General features: G+C 38.2%; 21 protein-coding genes and 1 riboswitch. Of the genes, 3 read left to right on the top strand and 18 right to left on the bottom strand.

The annotated features are described in order from the left end of the window. Positions 1 to 7: 7 nt before the first annotated feature. The 13 genes from recO to rpsU all read right to left on the bottom strand — a co-directional run bounded on the left by recO (position 8) and on the right by rpsU (position 11267). The gene (recO, locus tag VK91_RS08655; RefSeq protein WP_048392194.1) at positions 8 to 793 is read right to left on the bottom strand and encodes a DNA repair protein RecO; all 786 of its coding nucleotides are present in this window, start codon (positions 791 to 793) and stop codon (positions 8 to 10) included. Between the two features lie 218 nt (positions 794 to 1011). Continuing rightward, entirely contained in the window at positions 1012 to 1929 is a 918-nt protein-coding gene (gene era, locus VK91_RS08650) for a GTPase Era (RefSeq protein WP_004227129.1), read from the bottom strand. Beyond that, the gene (locus tag VK91_RS08645) at positions 1916 to 2329 is read right to left on the bottom strand and encodes a cytidine deaminase (protein ID WP_081011012.1); all 414 of its coding nucleotides are present in this window, start codon (positions 2327 to 2329) and stop codon (positions 1916 to 1918) included. Before VK91_RS08645 ends, era begins: the two co-directional genes overlap by 14 nt. A 59-nt stretch (positions 2330 to 2388) precedes the next feature. Continuing rightward, positions 2389 to 2739 (bottom strand): diacylglycerol kinase family protein, encoded by a 351-nt coding sequence (locus VK91_RS08640; RefSeq protein WP_048392193.1) that lies wholly within the window; start codon positions 2737 to 2739, stop codon positions 2389 to 2391. Further along, positions 2740 to 3213 carry an rRNA maturation RNase YbeY gene (ybeY, locus tag VK91_RS08635; protein ID WP_048392192.1) on the bottom strand — a complete coding sequence of 158 codons (474 nt, stop codon included), beginning with the start codon at positions 3211 to 3213 and terminating at the stop codon, positions 2740 to 2742. 8 nt (positions 3214 to 3221) lie between these two features. Next, a complete protein-coding gene (locus VK91_RS08630; protein WP_004227107.1) occupies positions 3222 to 5342 on the bottom strand; it encodes an HD family phosphohydrolase in 2121 nt (706 codons plus the stop codon). Between the two features lie 224 nt (positions 5343 to 5566). Further along, complete coding sequence (locus tag VK91_RS08625) at positions 5567 to 6523, bottom strand: PhoH family protein (RefSeq protein ID WP_016994096.1); 957 nt, start codon at positions 6521 to 6523, stop codon at positions 5567 to 5569. Between the two features lie 2 nt (positions 6524 to 6525). After that, a complete protein-coding gene (locus VK91_RS08620) occupies positions 6526 to 7638 on the bottom strand; it encodes a sporulation protein YqfD (protein ID WP_048392191.1) in 1113 nt (370 codons plus the stop codon). After that, positions 7628 to 7888 carry a hypothetical protein gene (locus VK91_RS08615; protein WP_048392190.1) on the bottom strand — a complete coding sequence of 87 codons (261 nt, stop codon included), beginning with the start codon at positions 7886 to 7888 and terminating at the stop codon, positions 7628 to 7630. Before VK91_RS08615 ends, VK91_RS08620 begins: the two co-directional genes overlap by 11 nt. A 54-nt stretch (positions 7889 to 7942) precedes the next feature. Further along, positions 7943 to 8419 (bottom strand): hypothetical protein, encoded by a 477-nt coding sequence (locus tag VK91_RS08610; protein WP_048392189.1) that lies wholly within the window; start codon positions 8417 to 8419, stop codon positions 7943 to 7945. Positions 8420 to 8444: 25 nt separating this feature from the next. Further along, entirely contained in the window at positions 8445 to 9449 is a 1005-nt protein-coding gene (gene floA / locus VK91_RS08605) for a flotillin-like protein FloA (RefSeq protein WP_016994103.1), read from the bottom strand. Between the two features lie 3 nt (positions 9450 to 9452). Continuing rightward, on the bottom strand, positions 9453 to 10781 hold the full coding sequence (locus tag VK91_RS08600) for a nodulation protein NfeD (RefSeq protein WP_048392188.1): 1329 nt from the start codon (positions 10779 to 10781) through the stop codon (positions 9453 to 9455). 312 nt (positions 10782 to 11093) lie between these two features. Then, the gene (rpsU, locus tag VK91_RS08595; RefSeq protein WP_004227078.1) at positions 11094 to 11267 is read right to left on the bottom strand and encodes a 30S ribosomal protein S21; all 174 of its coding nucleotides are present in this window, start codon (positions 11265 to 11267) and stop codon (positions 11094 to 11096) included. A 252-nt stretch (positions 11268 to 11519) separates the two neighbouring features. Beyond that, a riboswitch (cyclic di-AMP (ydaO/yuaA leader) is annotated at positions 11520 to 11661 on the top strand. Between the two features lie 116 nt (positions 11662 to 11777). On the opposite strand from rpsU, the gene VK91_RS08590 reads away from it, so the two are divergent. Together VK91_RS08590 and VK91_RS08585 are read left to right on the top strand one after the other, a co-directional pair. Then, a complete protein-coding gene (locus tag VK91_RS08590; RefSeq protein ID WP_048392187.1) occupies positions 11778 to 13115 on the top strand; it encodes a TrkH family potassium uptake protein in 1338 nt (445 codons plus the stop codon). Positions 13116 to 13140: 25 nt separating this feature from the next. Then, positions 13141 to 13797, top strand: coding sequence for a TrkA family potassium uptake protein (locus tag VK91_RS08585; RefSeq protein ID WP_004227067.1), 657 nt, complete (start codon positions 13141 to 13143; stop codon positions 13795 to 13797). Positions 13798 to 13848: 51 nt separating this feature from the next. Here VK91_RS08585 and VK91_RS08580 read toward each other — a convergent pair whose 3' ends face one another. The 4 genes from VK91_RS08580 to deoC all read right to left on the bottom strand — a co-directional run bounded on the left by VK91_RS08580 (position 13849) and on the right by deoC (position 15733). Then, positions 13849 to 14418 (bottom strand): manganese catalase family protein, encoded by a 570-nt coding sequence (locus VK91_RS08580; protein WP_004227065.1) that lies wholly within the window; start codon positions 14416 to 14418, stop codon positions 13849 to 13851. A gap of 24 nt (positions 14419 to 14442) precedes the next feature. Further along, on the bottom strand, positions 14443 to 14706 hold the full coding sequence (locus VK91_RS08575; RefSeq protein WP_016994107.1) for a spore coat protein CotJB: 264 nt from the start codon (positions 14704 to 14706) through the stop codon (positions 14443 to 14445). Further along, complete coding sequence (locus tag VK91_RS08570) at positions 14699 to 14926, bottom strand: spore coat associated protein CotJA (protein WP_004227061.1); 228 nt, start codon at positions 14924 to 14926, stop codon at positions 14699 to 14701. Before VK91_RS08570 ends, VK91_RS08575 begins: the two co-directional genes overlap by 8 nt. Before the next feature lie 135 nt (positions 14927 to 15061). Further along, positions 15062 to 15733 (bottom strand): deoxyribose-phosphate aldolase, encoded by a 672-nt coding sequence (deoC, locus tag VK91_RS08565; RefSeq protein WP_048392186.1) that lies wholly within the window; start codon positions 15731 to 15733, stop codon positions 15062 to 15064. A 313-nt stretch (positions 15734 to 16046) separates the two neighbouring features. On the opposite strand from deoC, the gene mtaB reads away from it, so the two are divergent. Next, a complete protein-coding gene (gene mtaB, locus VK91_RS08560; RefSeq protein WP_048392185.1) occupies positions 16047 to 17396 on the top strand; it encodes a tRNA (N(6)-L-threonylcarbamoyladenosine(37)-C(2))-methylthiotransferase MtaB in 1350 nt (449 codons plus the stop codon). 216 nt (positions 17397 to 17612) lie between these two features. On the opposite strand, the gene VK91_RS08555 is transcribed toward mtaB, so the two are convergent. Then, entirely contained in the window at positions 17613 to 18380 is a 768-nt protein-coding gene (locus VK91_RS08555) for a CsxC family protein (protein ID WP_048392184.1), read from the bottom strand. Between the last annotated feature and the right edge of the window lie 36 nt (positions 18381 to 18416).

Here is an 18416-nt window from a genome sequence, read left to right as displayed (position 1 = left end):
ATGAACATTATGATTCATCTGGCATTTTGTCTTTCGAGCGTATTTGCAGTTCAGGGGTACGTTCTAGTTGCTCTATAAATTTTCTCGTCTTAAACCGAATACCGGTTTGTTCTTCATAGATGGTTGTTATAATTTTTTTAATGAAATATTTTGTTTCTTTTTTTAGTTCTATTTTTCCAATTTGGTCGATAGGAACAGTGTAGAACATCCTGATAAGTTTCAGCTGTGTTGGCGTTAAGCGAATGATATAGGGGTCATGCTGATAACAGCGATGGCATAAGAATCCTCCTTGAGCAAAGGAAAAAGCGAATTCCCCATCTACTGCGCCACACGCAGCACAGGCATGTAAAATAGGTTGTACACCTGTATAGGGCAACATTTTCCATTCAACAAATAGCGTAATAGCTTCAGGATCGTAGCCATCCTCAATTGCTTGTAGTGCATGTAGTAAAACATCGAACGCAAATGGCTCTGGCTTTCCTTCTTCCACAACTCGCTCCACTAATTCCATAATATAGCTAGCATAAGCAGTAGCCATAATATCCTCACGAATATGGCGCATTGAATTTAAATGTTCTCCCTGTTGCAAAGTTCCCATGCCTGTATGATGTTGTACCATAAACATCCCATAGGTAAAGGGTTGCGTGATGGAAGCCAATCTACTAGAAGGTTTTTTTGCCCCTCTAGCCATCGTAGCCACTTTACCAGCTTCCCGAGTTAGCAAAATAACAATCTTATTAGATTCCCCATAAGCGCGAACCTTTAATACAATCCCCTCCCATTTATGAAGCATAATCCCCCTCCTTTCATAAAAGAACTATCCATGCAAAGAGAGCTGCCCAAAATAATTTTGGACAGCTCAAAAATAAAAATGATCAAATACTTCTAGATCCTTTTGTGCCTACAAGAAGAAGTTAACCTAAAACCGTCACGTCAAAATTTGGCGTCTATTCCTGATTCAACGGGCCATGTTCGTCAACGTTACAATTCATTGGCTAAGCCAGTAAAAACTTAATATTCATCATCACGGAATCCAAAATCGCGTAAATGTGTAGCTTTATTACGCCAATCTTTTTGCACCTTTACCCATAGCTCTAAATAAACTTTAGACCCTAGAAGCATTTCGATATCCTTTCGCGCACGTGTCCCTACTTCTTTTAGCAAGGCTCCACGTTTTCCAATAACTATCCCTTTTTGAGAATCACGCTCCACAATAATTGTAGCCGCTACATGAATTTTATCCTCATTTTCTTCATCACGACGAATTTTATCAATTACCACCGCGATAGAATGGGGAATTTCTTCACGCGTTAAATGTAGGACTTTTTCACGAATAAGTTCAGATATAATAAATCGTTCAGGATGATCTGTCACTTGATCAGCTGGGTAATACTGAGGTCCTTCTGGTAAATACTTCGCCAATGTCACTAATAAATTTTCAACATTATTGCCTTGTAGCGCAGAAATCGGTACAATCTCCGCAAAGTCATAGCGCTCTTTATAGCTCTCAATAATTCCCATTAGTTCATCTGGATGAATGGCATCAATTTTATTGATGACCAAAAAGACAGGTGTTGGGTTTCCTGCTAGCATTTCTAGAATAAATTCATCACCTTTACCGAGTTTTTGCTCAGCATTAACCATAAACATAATAACGTCTACTTCACGCAATGTGTTTTTAGAAACCTTCAGCATGAAATCGCCTAGTTTATGTTTTGGCTTGTGAATACCTGGTGTATCAATAAAAATCATTTGGCTATCATCTGTTGTTAGTACGCCTTGTACTTTATTTCGTGTTGTTTGTGGCTTATCACTCATGATCGCAATTTTTTGGCCAATGACACGATTTAAAAATGTCGATTTGCCAACATTTGGACGACCAATGATGGAGATAAAGCCTGATTTATAGCCATTTTTAGTTTCCTGCATTCTCTAAATCCTCCGTCGTAAATGCAAACGGTAGTAATTCGCCCACTGACGTTACCGTCACATCACCTTTTAAGTTCGTTAAATAAACAGGCATAGTTGGAGCACAAAACTCCATCATGACCTGGCGACATGCTCCACATGGGGCGCATGGTCCGTCCGTATCAGCTACAATGGCAATGGCCTCGAATTCGTAAATCCCCTCCGATACTGCCTTAAAAAACGCTGTACGTTCAGCACAATTTGTCATACTATAGCCTGCATTTTCAATATTACAACCGTGAATAACCTCTCCATCTTTAGTTAGTAGAGCTGCCCCTACTTTAAATTTTGAATAAGGAACATAGGCTTTTTCACGTGCCTTTTTTGATTCTTCTAATAATGCATGCATATCCATTGTCATCTATACTAATTCTCCCTCACATTTATGGTTTATTTTCAATTAGAAGACACTCATTTCCATTAAAACCATTTTGGCAGAAAGATGAGTAATCCGATTATAGCACTGAATAGCGCAAATACAAGCACTGCACCTGCTGCAATATCTTTTGCTTGCTTAGCAAGCGGATGTATCTCAGGGGAAGCTAAATCGACTACCCGTTCGATAGCTGTATTCATCATTTCCAGCGCAAACATTAGTGCTATTAATAGTAGCACAATATACCACTCCATACGAGATAAACCTGTCAAATAACTAGCCAGTATAACAATGATTGCACTTACTATATGTGATTTCAAATTTTGTTCTTTACTTGCAGTTATGATGCCTTCAAAAGCATAGCCAAAAGATCGCAAGTATTTTCGCAAATTCATCTAATCTCGACCTAAGCCAAAAGTTTGGAGAATCTCATCTTGCTTTGCAAACATCACTTTCTCTTCTTCTGGCTCCATATGGTCATAACCAAGTAAATGTAAAAAACCATGTACAGCTAAAAAGCCTAATTCTCGCTCAAAGGAATGATTATATTCCTCTGCCTGCTCTTTTGCACGATCAGTCGAAATAATGATATCACCTAATACACGTGGCATACCTTCAAAAGTAACTTCCATTTCCCCTTCCCCTAGCTCCTCTAGTGCAAAGGAAATAACATCTGTGGGCTGATCTTTGCCACGATATTCACGATTAATATCTTGAATTGCCTTGTTCGTAACAAACGTCACCGAAACCTCTGTTTCTGGCTCAATATTTTCTACACTTGCAGCATGCTGTAATAGCTTTTCAACAAGTTCGATATGCTGTGCTCCCACTTCATTTGTTTCATCCGTAAAATCAATTGTTAAAATCATAGATCCTCCTACTTATCTGCCTTTGGATATTCAATACGTGAATGGAATATCCCATTCAACGTTTCACAAAGTACTCTCTCTATACATTTTAACTCTTTTATTGAAATATCGCATTCATCAAACTGATTATCTTGGACGCGATCATCGATAATCGCTCGTACTAGCTTCTGAATTTTCTCTGCATTTGGCTCTTTCATAGAACGTACTGCTGCCTCGACACTATCCGCAACACTTATAACAGCTGCTTCTTTTGTTTGTGGTTTGGGCCCTGGGTATCGGAACTTTGCCTCATCAATATTTTTTCCTTCTTCCTTTGCTTTAAACAAGAAGAATTTTAACAAACTTGTGCCATGATGCTGTAAAGCGATATCAATAATCTCTTGAGGCATTTTATAACGTTTTAACATATTGGCACCATCTGTCGTATGGGCGATAATAATCTCTGCACTTGTTTCAGGTGGTAAAGAATCATGCGGATTGATGCCCGACATCTGATTTTCGATGAAAAAGGAAGGTCGTTTGGTTTTACCAATATCATGATAATAACAACCTACACGTGCTAATAAACCGTCGGCACCAATCTCTTCACACGCAGCTTCCGCTAAGTTCGCTACCATCACACTATGATGATATGTCCCTGGAGTTTCCATTAATAATTTTTTTAATAATGGATGGTTGGGATTGGATAGCTCAATTAAGCGTAAAGACGAAAGCAAGCTAAACGCCGATTCAAAGAATGGTAAAAGTCCCATCGTTAATGCCCCTGAAAGCAAGGCTGATAACATCGCCGCTATTAAGTAAAATGCTAATTCTGGTAAGCCATAGGATGATTGTGTCATTAACAAATAAAACGCAATAAATGCCATATTTACAAGGGAAATCACACCAACCGCATGTAAAATATGTGAGCGTTTTTCCACACTACGCAAAAAGAATAGGCTTGCAAACCCTCCGAATATGATATACAGCGTAATTTCCATTTGCATAACTGAAGAATAGCCTTCTTGAAAAATTACCCCTGCTGAAGCAGCCGTCATAACTGTAATTAATACGGCTGCTCGCTCATCTGCTAGCAATCGTACAAGCATCGTTGCTAGTGCTGTCGGGAATAAAAAGGCAATCGTCACATCAAAGCCACTAGAAACTAAGCTAATAAATTTCATTAGCAAAATAGACAAGCTATAAACAATCACTGTCACTAACAGTGCATTACGTTTTTTTCGTTCGTTCGTCTCCCAACGCTCAAATAAAATATACATAAACATCATTTGCAGTAGCGTTAAAATAATAAGCCCTGCTATCGGCTTAAAGGAGGCTTTATTACTAACCATCCCTAATAGCTCTAATTGTCTAAAAGCCTCATTGTCAATAATTTGGCCTTCTTGAACAATAATCTGACCTTGTAAAATTCGTGTCGGCTCTACACTTTCTTTGGCCTGCTGTTTTCGAATCTTTGTTTGTTCTTCGTTAATTGTTTCATTTTCAATAATGCTTGTACGTCCTATTAACACGACTGTATTGAATATTTTATCAGGATATCCTCGTTGTCCACGAATCTTTGTTTCAAAATCATTTTGTGCAACAAAGACGTTCTCTGGTCGGATGGATTTTTGTAAATATTCCTCTACAAATTTAGATAATTGCGTACTTGTTCTAGTTAAATCATCTTCACTTTGTACTAATAGACCTTCTAGCTGAGAATCTGTAAAAATTAACGGCATCTGGTCTTCGTCAATGGATTCAAATTTTTTTCGAAGCTGTGTAACCTGGTCTGCAATAGGAATAGGTTCCTTACTATTTGCAACATCTTTTTTCACTTCCAAAACATAATCAAATAATGATGTTACAATCGCTGCTCTTTGCTTGGCGACATCCTCCGAAAATTGATAGACTGAATCCACTGCATTGGCAGCTTTTTCTCGCTCTAGCTGTGTTTTATAAGTGTCTTCAATCGTTTTAGTAGATCGTACGGTTTCAGGCGCAAGCTGTAATGGTTTGAAATCATATGTAACTCCTTTAACATTGCCATACATGAACCCAAATTGTAGGCCACCTGTTAAAATGAGAATGATGATAAGAAAGTAGCGAAAACCGATAAGCTCTGTAAATTTTCGAAGTTGTTTCTCCATCTGGCACCTCCTCTATCTACCTACTATCATACCAATTCAACATACATTTTTCTCGAAAAATGTATAAGAAAGCAAAAAACAGCTATGCATCTTCGCATAGCTGTCACATTTTTTTCCATATTTTGATTAAATTCGTGGTTTAGGTTTTAACTATACGGATGTTTTAAACCTCGTTACCCCTGTCGCTTCGCTTTCGGGGCAGACTTTAGAATTGCTACGCAATTCTAAAGTTGCTGTTCTTCGTAGGCTTGAATGATTTTGGCTACGATTGGGTGACGTACGACATCGCCTTGTTCTAGTACTTGGAAATGAATAGATTTAACATACTTTAATGTACGTTCTGCTACAATCAAGCCAGATTCTGTATTTTTGGGTAAGTCGATTTGCGTTTTATCACCTGTGATGACCATTTTAGAGCCGAAGCCTAGACGAGTTAGGAACATTTTCATTTGTTGATGTGTTGTATTTTGTGCTTCATCTAAAATAACAAAGGCATCATCTAATGTACGGCCACGCATATAGGCTAAAGGGGCGATTTCAATCGTTCCTCGTTCAATTAGCCGCTGTGTTTGTTCTGAGCCGTAGATGTCGTTTAAAGCGTCATAGAGAGGTCGAAGATATGGATCAACCTTTTCCTTTAAATCTCCTGGAAGAAAGCCTAGAGACTCTCCAGCTTCAACAGCAGGGCGAGTTAAAATAATTCTCTTAACATGGCCGTTTTTAAGTGCCTGTGTTGCCATGACTACCGCTAAATACGTTTTCCCAGTACCGGCTGGACCAATACCGAAAACAACGTCTTTATGACGGATTGCTTGTATGTATTCTCGTTGACCAATTGTTTTTGCACGAATTGACTTACCTTTCGTTGTGCGTGCTATTTCTTCATCATATAGTTCTGCAAAATACTCGATTGTTCCTTTTTGTGTCATTTCAATAGCTGTTGTGACATCACGTTGATCAATATTAATTCCTTTGCGAATGACCTTCAATAAAGCATGCAGAAGAAATGTTGCCTGTTCCTTAGCATTTTCTTCACCCGCAAGTTGAATTTGTTCACCACGCGTAATGATATGAACATTAAGCGCTTCTTCAACTAATTTCATATTTGCATCGGAAATACCTAGTAGCATAACCGCTTCATTTGGATTATCCACCTGTAATACAGTTAACTGTTCTGACATAATCATTCTCCTTGTAGGCCTTGTATTGGACTTGCAATGTTTTCATTGACTAAAAATAGAACTTTCCCTTCAACTGTACCATTCCCCCACTTTGCCTGTAAAAGGTTTTCTTTCTTGATGATTGTTTTTGCAGGTAACGAGCGTAATACTTTTTCATGCAATAAAGGAATCAGCAATGACTCAATTTTCGATTCATCCAACTCTACTTGCATCGTTTTCGTCTGTTGCTCCTCTACAATTGAAACATAGGGAGATAGCCAATTCGGTAAATCCTTTCTTTGTACATAATCCACCTTTTCCTCATGTATACCCTTTATCAACACTCGCCATTGCTTTTGCTGCAAGGTTTCCACGGTAATTTTTGTTGGAATTTTAAATGAACATTCAAGCCAATAGTCTGCATAAACCTCTCCCTTCGCCCCTACAAAAACTTGATCTGTGCCACTTTCTAATACACCACTTACGAGGACGTCACCCTCGTAGGCTGTATCATTTACTGAAATTTTTCGCTCGCCATGCTGTATATTAAAGTGTGTAATGACACCACTTTTCGTTGCTACTATATGGGAGGCTAATTTATCAGTTGTTTGCTCTGTTTGTTTAGGTGATTCTTGTGGTCTCAAAATTACTCGTCCGCCATGTTTATCAATATGAACCCATGATAGCTCTCGGTGTTGCTCTAACAGCTTTTGTCGTATAACCGTATTGGAAGGTAACTTTTTTTGAGATAAAGGGGTTTCTAATTGAAAGGTTTCATGAAAGGTCTTACCTAAACGCTGCTCTAGTTCTGGTGTTGCAGCTTCTATGTCCACTCGCCATATGACTTGTGCACAAAGAATTGGAATAGCAATCATAAAGGCTAAGCCCAATAAAGTCCAAATTTGCGCTCGAAAAACTTGAAGCTCATCTGCATAAAATACAGCCATTTTTAAGCGAAAACGTCTTCGTACACGGCGAATTTTTGGTAGATAATGCATCGTTGTTTCAAAGGAAACTTCCTGCTCACGAAAGACAACACGCTTTAATGGGACATGTTGAGCGTGCAATGCTTGAATAAAAGGATGAACATTTTCATGGCGCTTTATACGTATAATAATTGGCCGATTATTCCACATTTTTGCTCACACCCATATTCTTTGTCATTTTCATATGAAGCTCCTGTAGATTGTCAACAGTGAGATGTAGCATTTCTTCTTTGAGCGCATTGATTGTCACTGAATCCGCATTGACAGTAATATGATAATCTGCATAGACAAACGAACAGGTCGTCGCATCTGCATGAATAAAACGGTAGGGTCCAATAATTTTTAATGATTCGTATTCTAACAACTCAAGTAGTGGCGTTAATTGAAATAATTTTTTCATAAAAAATGCCTCCTTCTTCGGCAATATATGCATCGAAAAAGGAGGACATGCTAGTTATTTTCTTTTTGATTTCGGTGGCCCTAATATTTCAGCCATCACGATTGCTTGCATAAGATCATTTTTAGATTGAGGTAGTTGTAAAGTCGAATTTGTGCCAACTGATTGCACTTCTTTTTTTCCAGCAGCTAATCGTCCTCGACCTTCTCGATTAGAAGAACGGCTAGGGATATCTGCTGGAATGACAGCTGGAACAACATAGCTTGGTATTTCCCTTTTCACTTGTTCTTCAACAAATTTTTTAGGCTCCTCGACTTTCTCATTTTCTGGAATCCAATCTCCTATAAATTCTCGTGCAAAATCTTCAAAACTCTGTGCTTTCCCAGTACGATGTGGTGCTTTCTCCGTAACTGGAGGCTCCACCACGGTGTCTTTATTAAAAGGAGGCATCTGCTTCTGAGGCTTTTTATTTTTTGATTTTCCGAAAATAGAGCTGACTATGGCAATTATGGCGAAGATTATTAACTGTTCCATATGTTAGTTTCGCTCCTTTCCGTTATTAAGCATTGGGTTCATTTTTTTCTGGTTTATCATTGCTTACTTTTGAGATAGAGTCGCGCATCGCTGTATCTGCTTGGATATTGCGATAGTTCATATAATCCATAATGCCAAGATTACCAGAACGTAAGGCTTCAGCCATCGCTTGTGGTACTTCCGCCTCTGCTTCTACTACTTTTGCCTTCATCTCTTGAACACGTGCAATCATTTCTTGCTCGTTTGCTACAGCCATTGCACGACGTTCCTCAGCTTTTGCTTGCGCAATGTTTTTATCAGCTTGTGCTTGTTCAATTTGTAATTCAGCCCCGATGTTTTTACCGATATCTACATCCGCAATATCAATGGATAAAATTTCAAAGGCTGTTCCTGAATCCAAACCTTTAGATAAAACTGTTTGTGAAATCATATCTGGATTTTCTAATACTTCTGTATGACTAGTAGCCGAACCAATTGTAGAAACGATCCCTTCCCCTACACGGGCAATAACTGTTTCTTCACCAGCACCACCGACTAAACGCTCGATGTTGGCACGCACGGTAATACGAGCCTTTGCTTTTACTTCAATCCCGTTCATTGCTACACCTGAAATGAAAGGTGTTTCAATAACTTTTGGATTAACAGACATTTGAACAGCTTCTAATACATCACGCCCAGCTAAATCGATTGCTGCACAACGTTCAAATGACAGCTCAATATTGGCACGGTGAGCCGCAATTAAGGCATTCACTACACGGTCAACATTACCACCTGCTAAATAGTGACTCTCTAACTGATTAATCGTTACAGGTAAACCTGCTTTATGTGCTTTAATCAACGGATTAACAATTCGAGAAGGGATTACACGACGCAATCGCATCCCAATTAATGTAAAAATGCTCACACGTACACCTGCTGCTAATGCAGAAATCCACAATGCAACGGGTACAAAGGTAAAAAATACCGCAAGCACAATGAATAAAATAACTAGTCCAGCAATAGGACCAATCAAAGCTAAATCAAAACCCATTTTCTATTCCTCCATCTCTTTATCTGTTTGTCTCACAACAATGCGTGAGCCTTCAACTTTAATAATTTCTACATGTTGATTGGCATCGATATAGCCACCTTCTGATACAATATCAATGCGTTCACTACCAAGTACCATTGTTCCAGATGGACGAAGTGGTGTAAGCGTTTTCCCAATTTTTCCTAACAGTTCTGTGCGATTCACATTGGATACATACCCTTCTTCTGTCGTGGTTGCATCCATTAACACAAGCCTGTTTAAGACATGCAGTTTTTTTCCGAAAAATTTCATCAGAATCACCATTCCTATCATCGCTATCACAAGCGCAATGAGAATTGCTACTATCATTTGCATCATATTTGCACCTGCCAGTATCAGACTTAGTACTATTAAGACACCACCTAAAATACCAACAATTCCACCGGGGACAAAAAACTCTGCAATTAAAAGGGCTAAGCCAACAATAAATAACAATAATGTTTCATATCCCGCAAAGCCGGCCACCATATGTCCAAAGAAAAATAAACCAAGTGCTGATAAGCCCATTATACCTGGAACACCAAATCCTGGCGAATAAAGCTCCATCACAAGTCCTAAGCTAGCGATAGACAATAGAATAGGTACAATGATGGGATTTGTAATAAAACGAGCTAACTTTTCAGAAAAGGTTGGTTCAATGGGAACAACATCACTACCATTCAAGTTGGTTACTTCTAAAAGCTCTTGAAAATCTTTAACCGTCCCTTCAGAATATTTAACCTTTGCTGCCTCTGAGGCTGATAGGGTTAACAAATTCTTTCCGCCAGCACGGTATTCTGGTAGTTCATAGTTGGTATCTGCCATTGCTAATGCATACTTAGGGTCGCGCCCTGACGTTTCTGCTGCTGCTTTCATTTGAGCAAGCCAAGCGCTATTGGCCTTTAGGTCGGCTGCATTACCTGCTGAATCGATAACTGCCGCTGCACCGATTGTTCCATTTGGAACCATGTAGATCTCATCCGCATGTAAGGCTAAAAACGCTCCTGCTGAGTGCGCATCCTTATTAATATAAGCAATCGTTTTTATTTGCGTTGCATCCATAAGCATGGCGATATCGCTTGCTGCATTCACAAAACCGCCTGGCGTATGTATTTCTAAGATAATCGCCTCTGCATTGTTTTCTTCAGCCTCTTTAAAAGCTCGTTCTAAAAATGCATGAAGTCCTCGCTCTACTTCATTATGAATCGGAACATGATAAACCTTATTACTGGCAAAAGCCGAAGTTAATGGAAACGCTAACAAAAAAGTCATCCATATCACTAGTAAATAGCTGAGGATTCTCCGTTTTCGCATCTTTTTCCCTCCCTTCTAACATGCCTCTCCTCTGTATATACGGTCAATCATGCGAAAAGTTTCACAAATCTTAAAAAATTTATTAATTATTTATCATTCGATCTAATGCCAATTACTAACACTTAGTATGTGCAAAAAAGCCGAATGAATCAAAGTGATTTCATTCGGCTTTTTCATATGTACGTAAAGTTGAGCAATGTAAAATACCTGAAATTAATCAAAAATGTGATTAATTTCAGGTATAACTTTGTCTGCTCAGTGAATCATACAATTGCGTGTTATGAACGTAGGGATTTTTAATGGGAAATTAAATTACCACTTACGTTTACGTGCAGCTTCTGATTTCTTTTTACGTTTTACGCTAGGTTTTTCGTAGAACTCGCGCTTTCTAACTTCTTGAATTGTACCACTTTTTGATACAGTACGTTTGAAGCGGCGAAGAGCATCTTCAAGCGATTCGTTTTTGCGAACGACAGTTTTTGACATCTCTCTTTCCCTCCCTCCGAACACACGTCAATACACAATTAGGCAAATCACCTTCTGTTGTGTACTAAAAAATTATATCGTATTGTCTAATAATGGTCAATAGAAAGTATGCGAAATTATCAAGTGAATTTTTGGTTTTATTTTTGCTCGAATTATTCACACACAATTCGCCCACAATAAAAATAATTACATTTTCTTAACAATTAAGGGGTTTACAAAAAATAGAATAAGGGCGTAGAATAATCACATTCAATTTCATATCGGCCAAATCTCAACTATTTGAGAACGGAGGAACCAATCTTTTGGGGTTAATTCTGCTTTAGCAGAAGGGATGAGAAAGCTCTTTCGCCATCCTACCCGTCAGCTAACTTCGTCGGCTAAAGCGAAGGAGGTCGTTATTGACCACCATTATTAGCATGCTTTCTACCCTTTTCATGCTCTAATCGTAGGTCTTTTTATTATGCCATCTAACAAACAGTTGTTTACTATTCAGAATTGAGGAAAAATTAAATGAACAATTTTAAAAGAGCATTAAATCCTCCCAAAGTTCTTGTATTGGGCTTTGCCCTCATCATTGCCATAGGTACGTTTCTTTTAACAATGCCATTTTCTACTGAGGATGGGAAGGGTTTGCCCTTTTTAGATGCTTTATTCACTGCTACATCAGCTACTTGTGTCACAGGTTTAATTGTAGTTGATACAGGTGATACCTTCTCTATTTTTGGCGAAGTGGTCCTTTTATTCTTAATCCAAATTGGCGGTTTAGGATTTATGACATTTGCCACATTATTATTTTTACTGCTTGGAAAGAAAATTTCATTAAAAGAAAGACTGCTGCTTAAAGAAGCATTTAATAATATCTCCATTGCTGGTCTTGTTCGATTAGTGAAAAGAATATTGCTCTTTACAGCATGTATTGAAATAATCGGTGGTCTAATTCTATCGATTCGTTTTTCTTTTGATATGCCTATTGGAAAGGCCCTTTATTTTGGATTTTTTCATGCCATATCCAACTTCAACAACGCGGGCTTCGATTTAATGGGTGGCTTTAACGGAATGACTGCCTATGTTGATGACCCCTTTGTTGTTTTCACCATCTGTGCTCTTATTACAATCGGTGGATTAGGCTTTATTGTTATGAATGAATTGTATGAATATCGTGTAACTAAAAGGCTTTCTGTCCATTCAAAAATAGTCTTAGTAACGACACTTTTGCTCACTGTTAGCGGAACCATTTTGATATTTTTGTTTGAGTATGGCAACCAAAAAACACTTGGACCATTATCCGAATGGGGTAAAGTATTAGGTTCCCTTTACCAAGCGGTTACACCACGAACTGCTGGCTCCAATACACTGGCTATTGGGGACTTAACGCATTCTACATTATTTTTAATGATTCTTTTCATGTTTATTGGGGCAGGCTCTGGGTCGACTGCTGGAGGTATTAAAATCACAACCTTTGCTGTTTTAGTAGCTACTATGTGGTCACAAATTCGTGGAAAAGAAGATGTCGTTCTCTTTAAACGTAGAATTGTTACTGAAACTATCTTAAAGGCTTTGACGGTTACAATGTGTGGAGGATTAATTGTTGTAGTCGTGACGATTATTCTCAGTATCACGGAACAGCATCATAGCTTTATGATGTACTTATTTGAGGCTACCTCTGCGTTTGGTACTGTTGGTCTTTCGATGGGCCTAACTCCAGAGCTAACACCTGCTGGTCGTCTTCTTCTGATTATTACAATGTTCGCAGGAAGAGTAGGACCACTAACCATTGCTTTTGCCATTGCAAAACGAAGAAAAAAAGAGAGTTTCCGCCACCCAAAAGGAAATATTATGATTGGATAACCAAATGAGAGGAAGACAGAACGCTATGACCATTAAACAATACGCTGTGATTGGCTTAGGTAGATTCGGAACAAGCGTCGCTCGCAGATTGCATGAAGCTGGACAGGAAATATTAGGAATTGATATAAATGAAGAAAGAGTAGAGGATGCCGAACCCTATGTGACTCACGCTGTGGTTGCAGATACAACAGAAGAAAAAGCCTTAAAATCGATTGGTATTGGTAACTTCGATTGTGTTATCGTAGCGATCGGTAATGATATGCAATCTAGTATTTTAACCGTCTCTTTATTAAAAGAGCTAGGGATCAAAAAAGTGATCGCAAAGGCACTTGGTAAAAGACATGGGCAAGTGTTAGATAAAGTAGGAGCTGATTGGATTATTTACCCAGAAAGAGATATGGGTGAACGTGTAGCTAATCAACTCCTATCCCCAAATATGTTGAATTATATCGAATTATCAAAGGAATACAGCATTGAAGAAATTATGATTCCTTCCAAAATGGCTGGACAAAACCTTCGGGATTTAGACTTGCGCGCAAAATATAACGTCAGTGTAATTGCGATTGTGCGCGAAGGTGAAATTATTATCTCCCCTTCTCCTGAGCAAATTATTGAAAAGGAAGATTTATTAGTAATGATTGGTCATCGAAAAGATCTTAGCTTATTCTCAAATATTCAGTAACCGCAAAAAGGCTGTGTCAAGTTCACCTTGATACAGCCTGCCATTTTTGTCTTAGAAAACTTTCTTTTGATCTCTATCATCTTTTAAAATTTCAACAGCCTCTCTAAAGCGCTGGGAATGAACAATTTCCCGTTCACGTAAAAACTTCAAGCTATCATTTAAATCCGTATCATCTGATAAGTCAATAATCCATTGGTATGTGGCACGTGCCTTTTCTTCGGCTGCTATATCCTCATACAAATCCGCGATAGGGTCACCCTTTGCTTGAATATAGGTTGCTGTGAATGGTACCCCCGAGGCGTTTTGATAAAATAGAGCCCGATCGTGATTTACATAATGATCACCCAATCCAGCTTCTTTCAGCATTTCTGGTGTTGCATCTTTTGTTAGCTTATAAATCATCGTGGCAATCATTTCTAAATGTGAAAATTCCTCTGTTGCTATATCGGTCAATAACCCTACTACTTTGTCAGGAATCGTATAGCGCTGATTCATGTAGCGTAGAGCTGCTGCCAGTTCCCCATCCGCTCCTCCATATTGTTCAATTAAAAACTTTGCAAGCATTGGGTTACATGTACTAACTTTTACCGGATACTGGAGTTTCTTTTCATAATACCACAAAGATTTTTCCTCCTAGTCTTTTGTTTAGACTTGCCATGGCCATGGTGTATCAATCCAGTTAAAAGGATAATTCGAATAGCTTCTCCCAAAATTCATGAGTGGTCCATATTTTTGCTCAAAATCAATTTTAAGTTTCATACTTTTCTCTGTATTTTCATTAAATTGCTGAATGGCGTCATAATCGTGTGGATGAGTGTCTAAATAGAGGTTTAATTCAACAATGACGAAATCAATTGCTTGTATTTCTTCTAATTGCTTATAAAATTCGGGCGGCATCTTTTTAGTCATGCTTCCTCCCTCCTTTTAGGGGAAATGGGTATGGGCTAAACAACTGTGGCCATAGTGTTCCTGCCATTAGCGCTTCTCTTGCGGTTGGAAATTGTGGAAGTCCAGGTGGTTGAAAACCCATATATAGTTGTGGGGGTGTTGCATAATACTTAACTTCTATAGGCTTACAAGGATCAAAGGGGCTAATATAGGGCCTCCAAGACTTATACTGTGTAAACATGACATCCTCCTTTCTGTATTTACATTCATCAGTGGAGTATATGTGCATAGAAAATTATTATGCTGATTAAACACAAAGAAGCCATAAGCTCATGTCAATGTACACATGAGCTTATGGCACTATAAAAAGATAATATTAATAGTTGGAGTCGGCAATTAAACCATTCATAATAGCTACACCAGAGCTAGCCCCAATACGAGTCGCACCTGCCTCTACCATTTTTTTCATGTCCTCTAAGCTACGAACACCACCTGATGCTTTTACACCAAGTTCTGGACCTACAGTTTTACGCATAAGCGCGATATCCTCTGCTGTTGCTCCACCAGTAGAAAAACCTGTAGATGTTTTCACATAGTCAGCACCTGCTGCTACAGCTAACTCACATGCCTTCACTTTTTCTTCGTCTGTTAGTAAGCATGATTCAATAATGACTTTTACAAGTGCGCTATCTTTAGCTGCTTCTACCACTGCTGCGATATCTGCTTGTACAAGGTCATAGTTTTTATCTTTTAACGCACCGATATTAATAACCATATCTACTTCTTTTGCACCGTTAGCAATGGCGTCTTTTGCTTCAAATGCTTTGACTGCTGGTGTATTGGCACCAAGTGGGAAGCCGATAACCGTACAAACTAACACGTCTGTACCCTGTAATAATTCACTGCTTCGCTTTACCCAAGTTGGATTTACACAAACAGAAGCAAAGTTAAATTGTTTAGCTTCAGCACATAATTTTTCAATTTGTTCTTTTGTTGCCTCAGCCTTTAATAATGTATGATCAATCATACGTGCAAAATTTTTTTCCATTGTTGAACGCTCCTTCATTAAATAAGATGTACGTACCTCTTCGAATCATATCATTTTTTCGCGATGGCGTCTAATTTCTTTCTATATAATGAACACCCAAATATAAACATTACAGAAAGAGTCATGTATATCTGAAGTCCTCAAAAGATTATATAGAAATTGATAACTTAATTATTTCACAAAAAAATCTTATATGTACTGATTTTATAAGGATTATGTTATCATAAATCACGTATCTAAAATATGTACAACGAAAAACTTATTAAATGTTTGGAAACACAAGGTAATGTGAATTGAAAGGATGATATATATCATGAGTAACGAGCGATCAAAAATCGTGAGTTTTCATACTCTAGGTTGTAAAGTAAATCATTACGAAACAGAAGCAATTTGGCAGCTGTTTAAAGAAGAAGGCTATGATCGAACAGAATTTGATCAACAAGCAGACGTTTACGTCATTAATACATGCACAGTTACGAATACTGGAGATAAAAAATCACGTCAGGTTATTCGTCGAGCAATTCGCCAAAATCCGGATGCAGTTATTTGTGTAACAGGATGCTATGCACAAACATCCCCTGCAGAAATTATGGCAATCCCTGGTGTTGATATTGTTGTTGGAACACAAGATCGTACGAAATTACTTGGTTATATTGAACAATATCGTGCGGAACGACAACCGATTAATGCTGTACGTAATATTATGAAAAACCGAGTATACGAAGAATTAGATGTACCAGCATTTACAGACCGTACACGTGCTTCGTTAAAAATCCAAGAAGGCTGTAACAATTTCTGTACATTTTGTATTATTCCATGGGCACGTGGTTTAATGCGTTCTCGTGACCCACAAGAAGTATTACATCAAGCACAGCAATTAGTAGATGCTGGTTATCTTGAAATTGTCTTAACTGGTATTCATACAGGTGGCTATGGTCAGGATTTAAAAGATTATAATCTTGCTCAATTACTACGTGATTTAGAGGCCAATGTAACAGGCTTAAAGCGTCTTCGTATTTCATCTATTGAGGCTAGTCAATTAACAGATGAAGTAATTGAAGTACTACGTGAATCAAAGATTGTCGTGAATCATTTACACATCCCTATTCAATCTGGTTCTGATACGGTATTAAAACGTATGCGTCGTAAATATACAATGGAGTTCTTCGGTGAACGTTTAACAAAATTACATGAGGCTTTACCTGATTTAGCTGTTACTTCTGATGTAATCGTTGGTTTTCCAGGTGAGACAGAGGAAGAGTTTATGGACACATATAACTTTATTCGCGATCATAAATTTTCTGAGCTACACGTTTTCCCATTCTCTCCTCGTACAGGAACCCCTGCTGCACGTATGGAAGATCAAATTGATGAAGACATTAAAAATGAGCGTGTGCATCGACTCATCTCTTTAAACGATCAGCTAGCAAAAGAGTATGCTTCTCGTTTTGAAGATCAAGTGCTAGAAGTTATCCCTGAAGAATTTGTGCATGATGACAGTGAAGAAGAAGGCCTTCTAACAGGCTATACAGACAATTACTTAAAAGTAGTTTTTGAGGGTCCAGAAAGTCTAATCGGACAACTTGTAAAAGTAAAAATTACACAAGCAGGCTACCCTCACTCAAAAGGACAATTTGTACGCGTTTTAGAAACAGTGAAATAAATAGTGAAAAAAGGGTTGCTCATTTTATATGGCAACCCTTTTTCCTTTTAATGAAGCTAATCATTCACTTGTATTTGATTTTTCATAATATTGATAAATGCTTTTAAAGATTGACAGCTCCTATAAGAAAATTAGTAGTACAAACAAAATATCCATCTGTACTACCAGCTTTGTTAATATATTATAATATTCTACTGTCCTCTAAACTAGCATTTATCAAGGACTAGGAGGAGGTGTAAGTCCTAAAAGAACAGGCGTTATTACGCTACTGCCAGCACCAAGGCGGATTTGTTGCACTTGCAATACTTTTACAGTAAGTTCTAAGACAATTTTTTCACGTAATGTGCTGAATGTCCCTTCAGGAGCCGCCATAATCGGTGAAAAATCAAGTTCAAAGAAGTTGGCAGCTACTAATTCACCAAATGGTTGTTCATTGTATTTAACAAGATTTTGGAAGAAAGCCTTATCTAATCGAGCATCCATTTGTGTTCTTTCGTTAAGGAAGTTCGCTTCAGCAAACTCGGAAATGCCTAAGATTGGTGTTGCGCCTCCTGGTGTTTGTGGGAAAATAAGATCTGTAAAACCAGAAAACGGAACGTCAGCAATTCTATCTCGAAGTGCCCCATTACATGCTGACGAAGCATATTCAATATTTTTCCGAATATGTCCTGCTACAAATAATTTAGCTCTTGTTACTCTAAAGAAATCAGTAACACCAATACGTGCAAAGCTAACTGGTACAAGTTTCACTTGATTTAGGAAGACATTCTTTTTCACTCGTTTGATTTCTGTAGCAGCAGGGCTAAGTGTAATATCCGACTCAACAACGATTTGCAGTGTTGGTTCTGCCAATACAACTGGAACTTTGATAGTTGGCGTTGTAACTGGTGTAGTGACTACTGGTGTAATCTCATTCGTTAATGGAATTTGTTCAGTTGATGTTACAGGACAAGGTTGAAATTGGCTTTCTAATTGATCGCTCAAAAAATTCCCTCATTTCATTTTTTTAGTATTAGAGAG

This window comes from Lysinibacillus sp. LK3 (assembly GCF_001043675.1).
GTDB lineage: Bacteria > Bacillota > Bacilli > Bacillales_A > Planococcaceae > Lysinibacillus > Lysinibacillus capsici.
This window is presented reverse-complemented; position numbering and strand designations above follow the sequence as displayed.

What these genes read in the sequence shown, in the direction of transcription:
- recO (WP_048392194.1), bottom strand. Translation starts at nt 793, where the DNA reads ATGCTTCATAAATGGGAGGGGATTGTATTAAAGGTTCGCGCTTATGGG.
- era (WP_004227129.1), bottom strand. Translation starts at nt 1,929, where the DNA reads ATGCAGGAAACTAAAAATGGCTATAAATCAGGCTTTATCTCCATCATT.
- VK91_RS08645 (WP_081011012.1), bottom strand. Translation starts at nt 2,329, where the DNA reads ATGACAATGGATATGCATGCATTATTAGAAGAATCAAAAAAGGCACGT.
- VK91_RS08640 (WP_048392193.1), bottom strand. Translation starts at nt 2,739, where the DNA reads ATGAATTTGCGAAAATACTTGCGATCTTTTGGCTATGCTTTTGAAGGC.
- ybeY (WP_048392192.1), bottom strand. Translation starts at nt 3,213, where the DNA reads ATGATTTTAACAATTGATTTTACGGATGAAACAAATGAAGTGGGAGCA.
- VK91_RS08630 (WP_004227107.1), bottom strand. Translation starts at nt 5,342, where the DNA reads ATGGAGAAACAACTTCGAAAATTTACAGAGCTTATCGGTTTTCGCTAC.
- VK91_RS08625 (WP_016994096.1), bottom strand. Translation starts at nt 6,523, where the DNA reads ATGTCAGAACAGTTAACTGTATTACAGGTGGATAATCCAAATGAAGCG.
- VK91_RS08620 (WP_048392191.1), bottom strand. Translation starts at nt 7,638, where the DNA reads ATGTGGAATAATCGGCCAATTATTATACGTATAAAGCGCCATGAAAAT.
- VK91_RS08615 (WP_048392190.1), bottom strand. Translation starts at nt 7,888, where the DNA reads ATGAAAAAATTATTTCAATTAACGCCACTACTTGAGTTGTTAGAATAC.
- VK91_RS08610 (WP_048392189.1), bottom strand. Translation starts at nt 8,419, where the DNA reads ATGGAACAGTTAATAATCTTCGCCATAATTGCCATAGTCAGCTCTATT.
- floA (WP_016994103.1), bottom strand. Translation starts at nt 9,449, where the DNA reads ATGGGTTTTGATTTAGCTTTGATTGGTCCTATTGCTGGACTAGTTATT.
- VK91_RS08600 (WP_048392188.1), bottom strand. Translation starts at nt 10,781, where the DNA reads ATGCGAAAACGGAGAATCCTCAGCTATTTACTAGTGATATGGATGACT.
- rpsU (WP_004227078.1), bottom strand. Translation starts at nt 11,267, where the DNA reads ATGTCAAAAACTGTCGTTCGCAAAAACGAATCGCTTGAAGATGCTCTT.
- VK91_RS08590 (WP_048392187.1), top strand. Translation starts at nt 11,778, where the DNA reads ATGAACAATTTTAAAAGAGCATTAAATCCTCCCAAAGTTCTTGTATTG.
- VK91_RS08585 (WP_004227067.1), top strand. Translation starts at nt 13,141, where the DNA reads ATGACCATTAAACAATACGCTGTGATTGGCTTAGGTAGATTCGGAACA.
- VK91_RS08575 (WP_016994107.1), bottom strand. Translation starts at nt 14,706, where the DNA reads ATGACTAAAAAGATGCCGCCCGAATTTTATAAGCAATTAGAAGAAATA.
- VK91_RS08570 (WP_004227061.1), bottom strand. Translation starts at nt 14,926, where the DNA reads ATGTTTACACAGTATAAGTCTTGGAGGCCCTATATTAGCCCCTTTGAT.
- deoC (WP_048392186.1), bottom strand. Translation starts at nt 15,733, where the DNA reads ATGGAAAAAAATTTTGCACGTATGATTGATCATACATTATTAAAGGCT.
- mtaB (WP_048392185.1), top strand. Translation starts at nt 16,047, where the DNA reads ATGAGTAACGAGCGATCAAAAATCGTGAGTTTTCATACTCTAGGTTGT.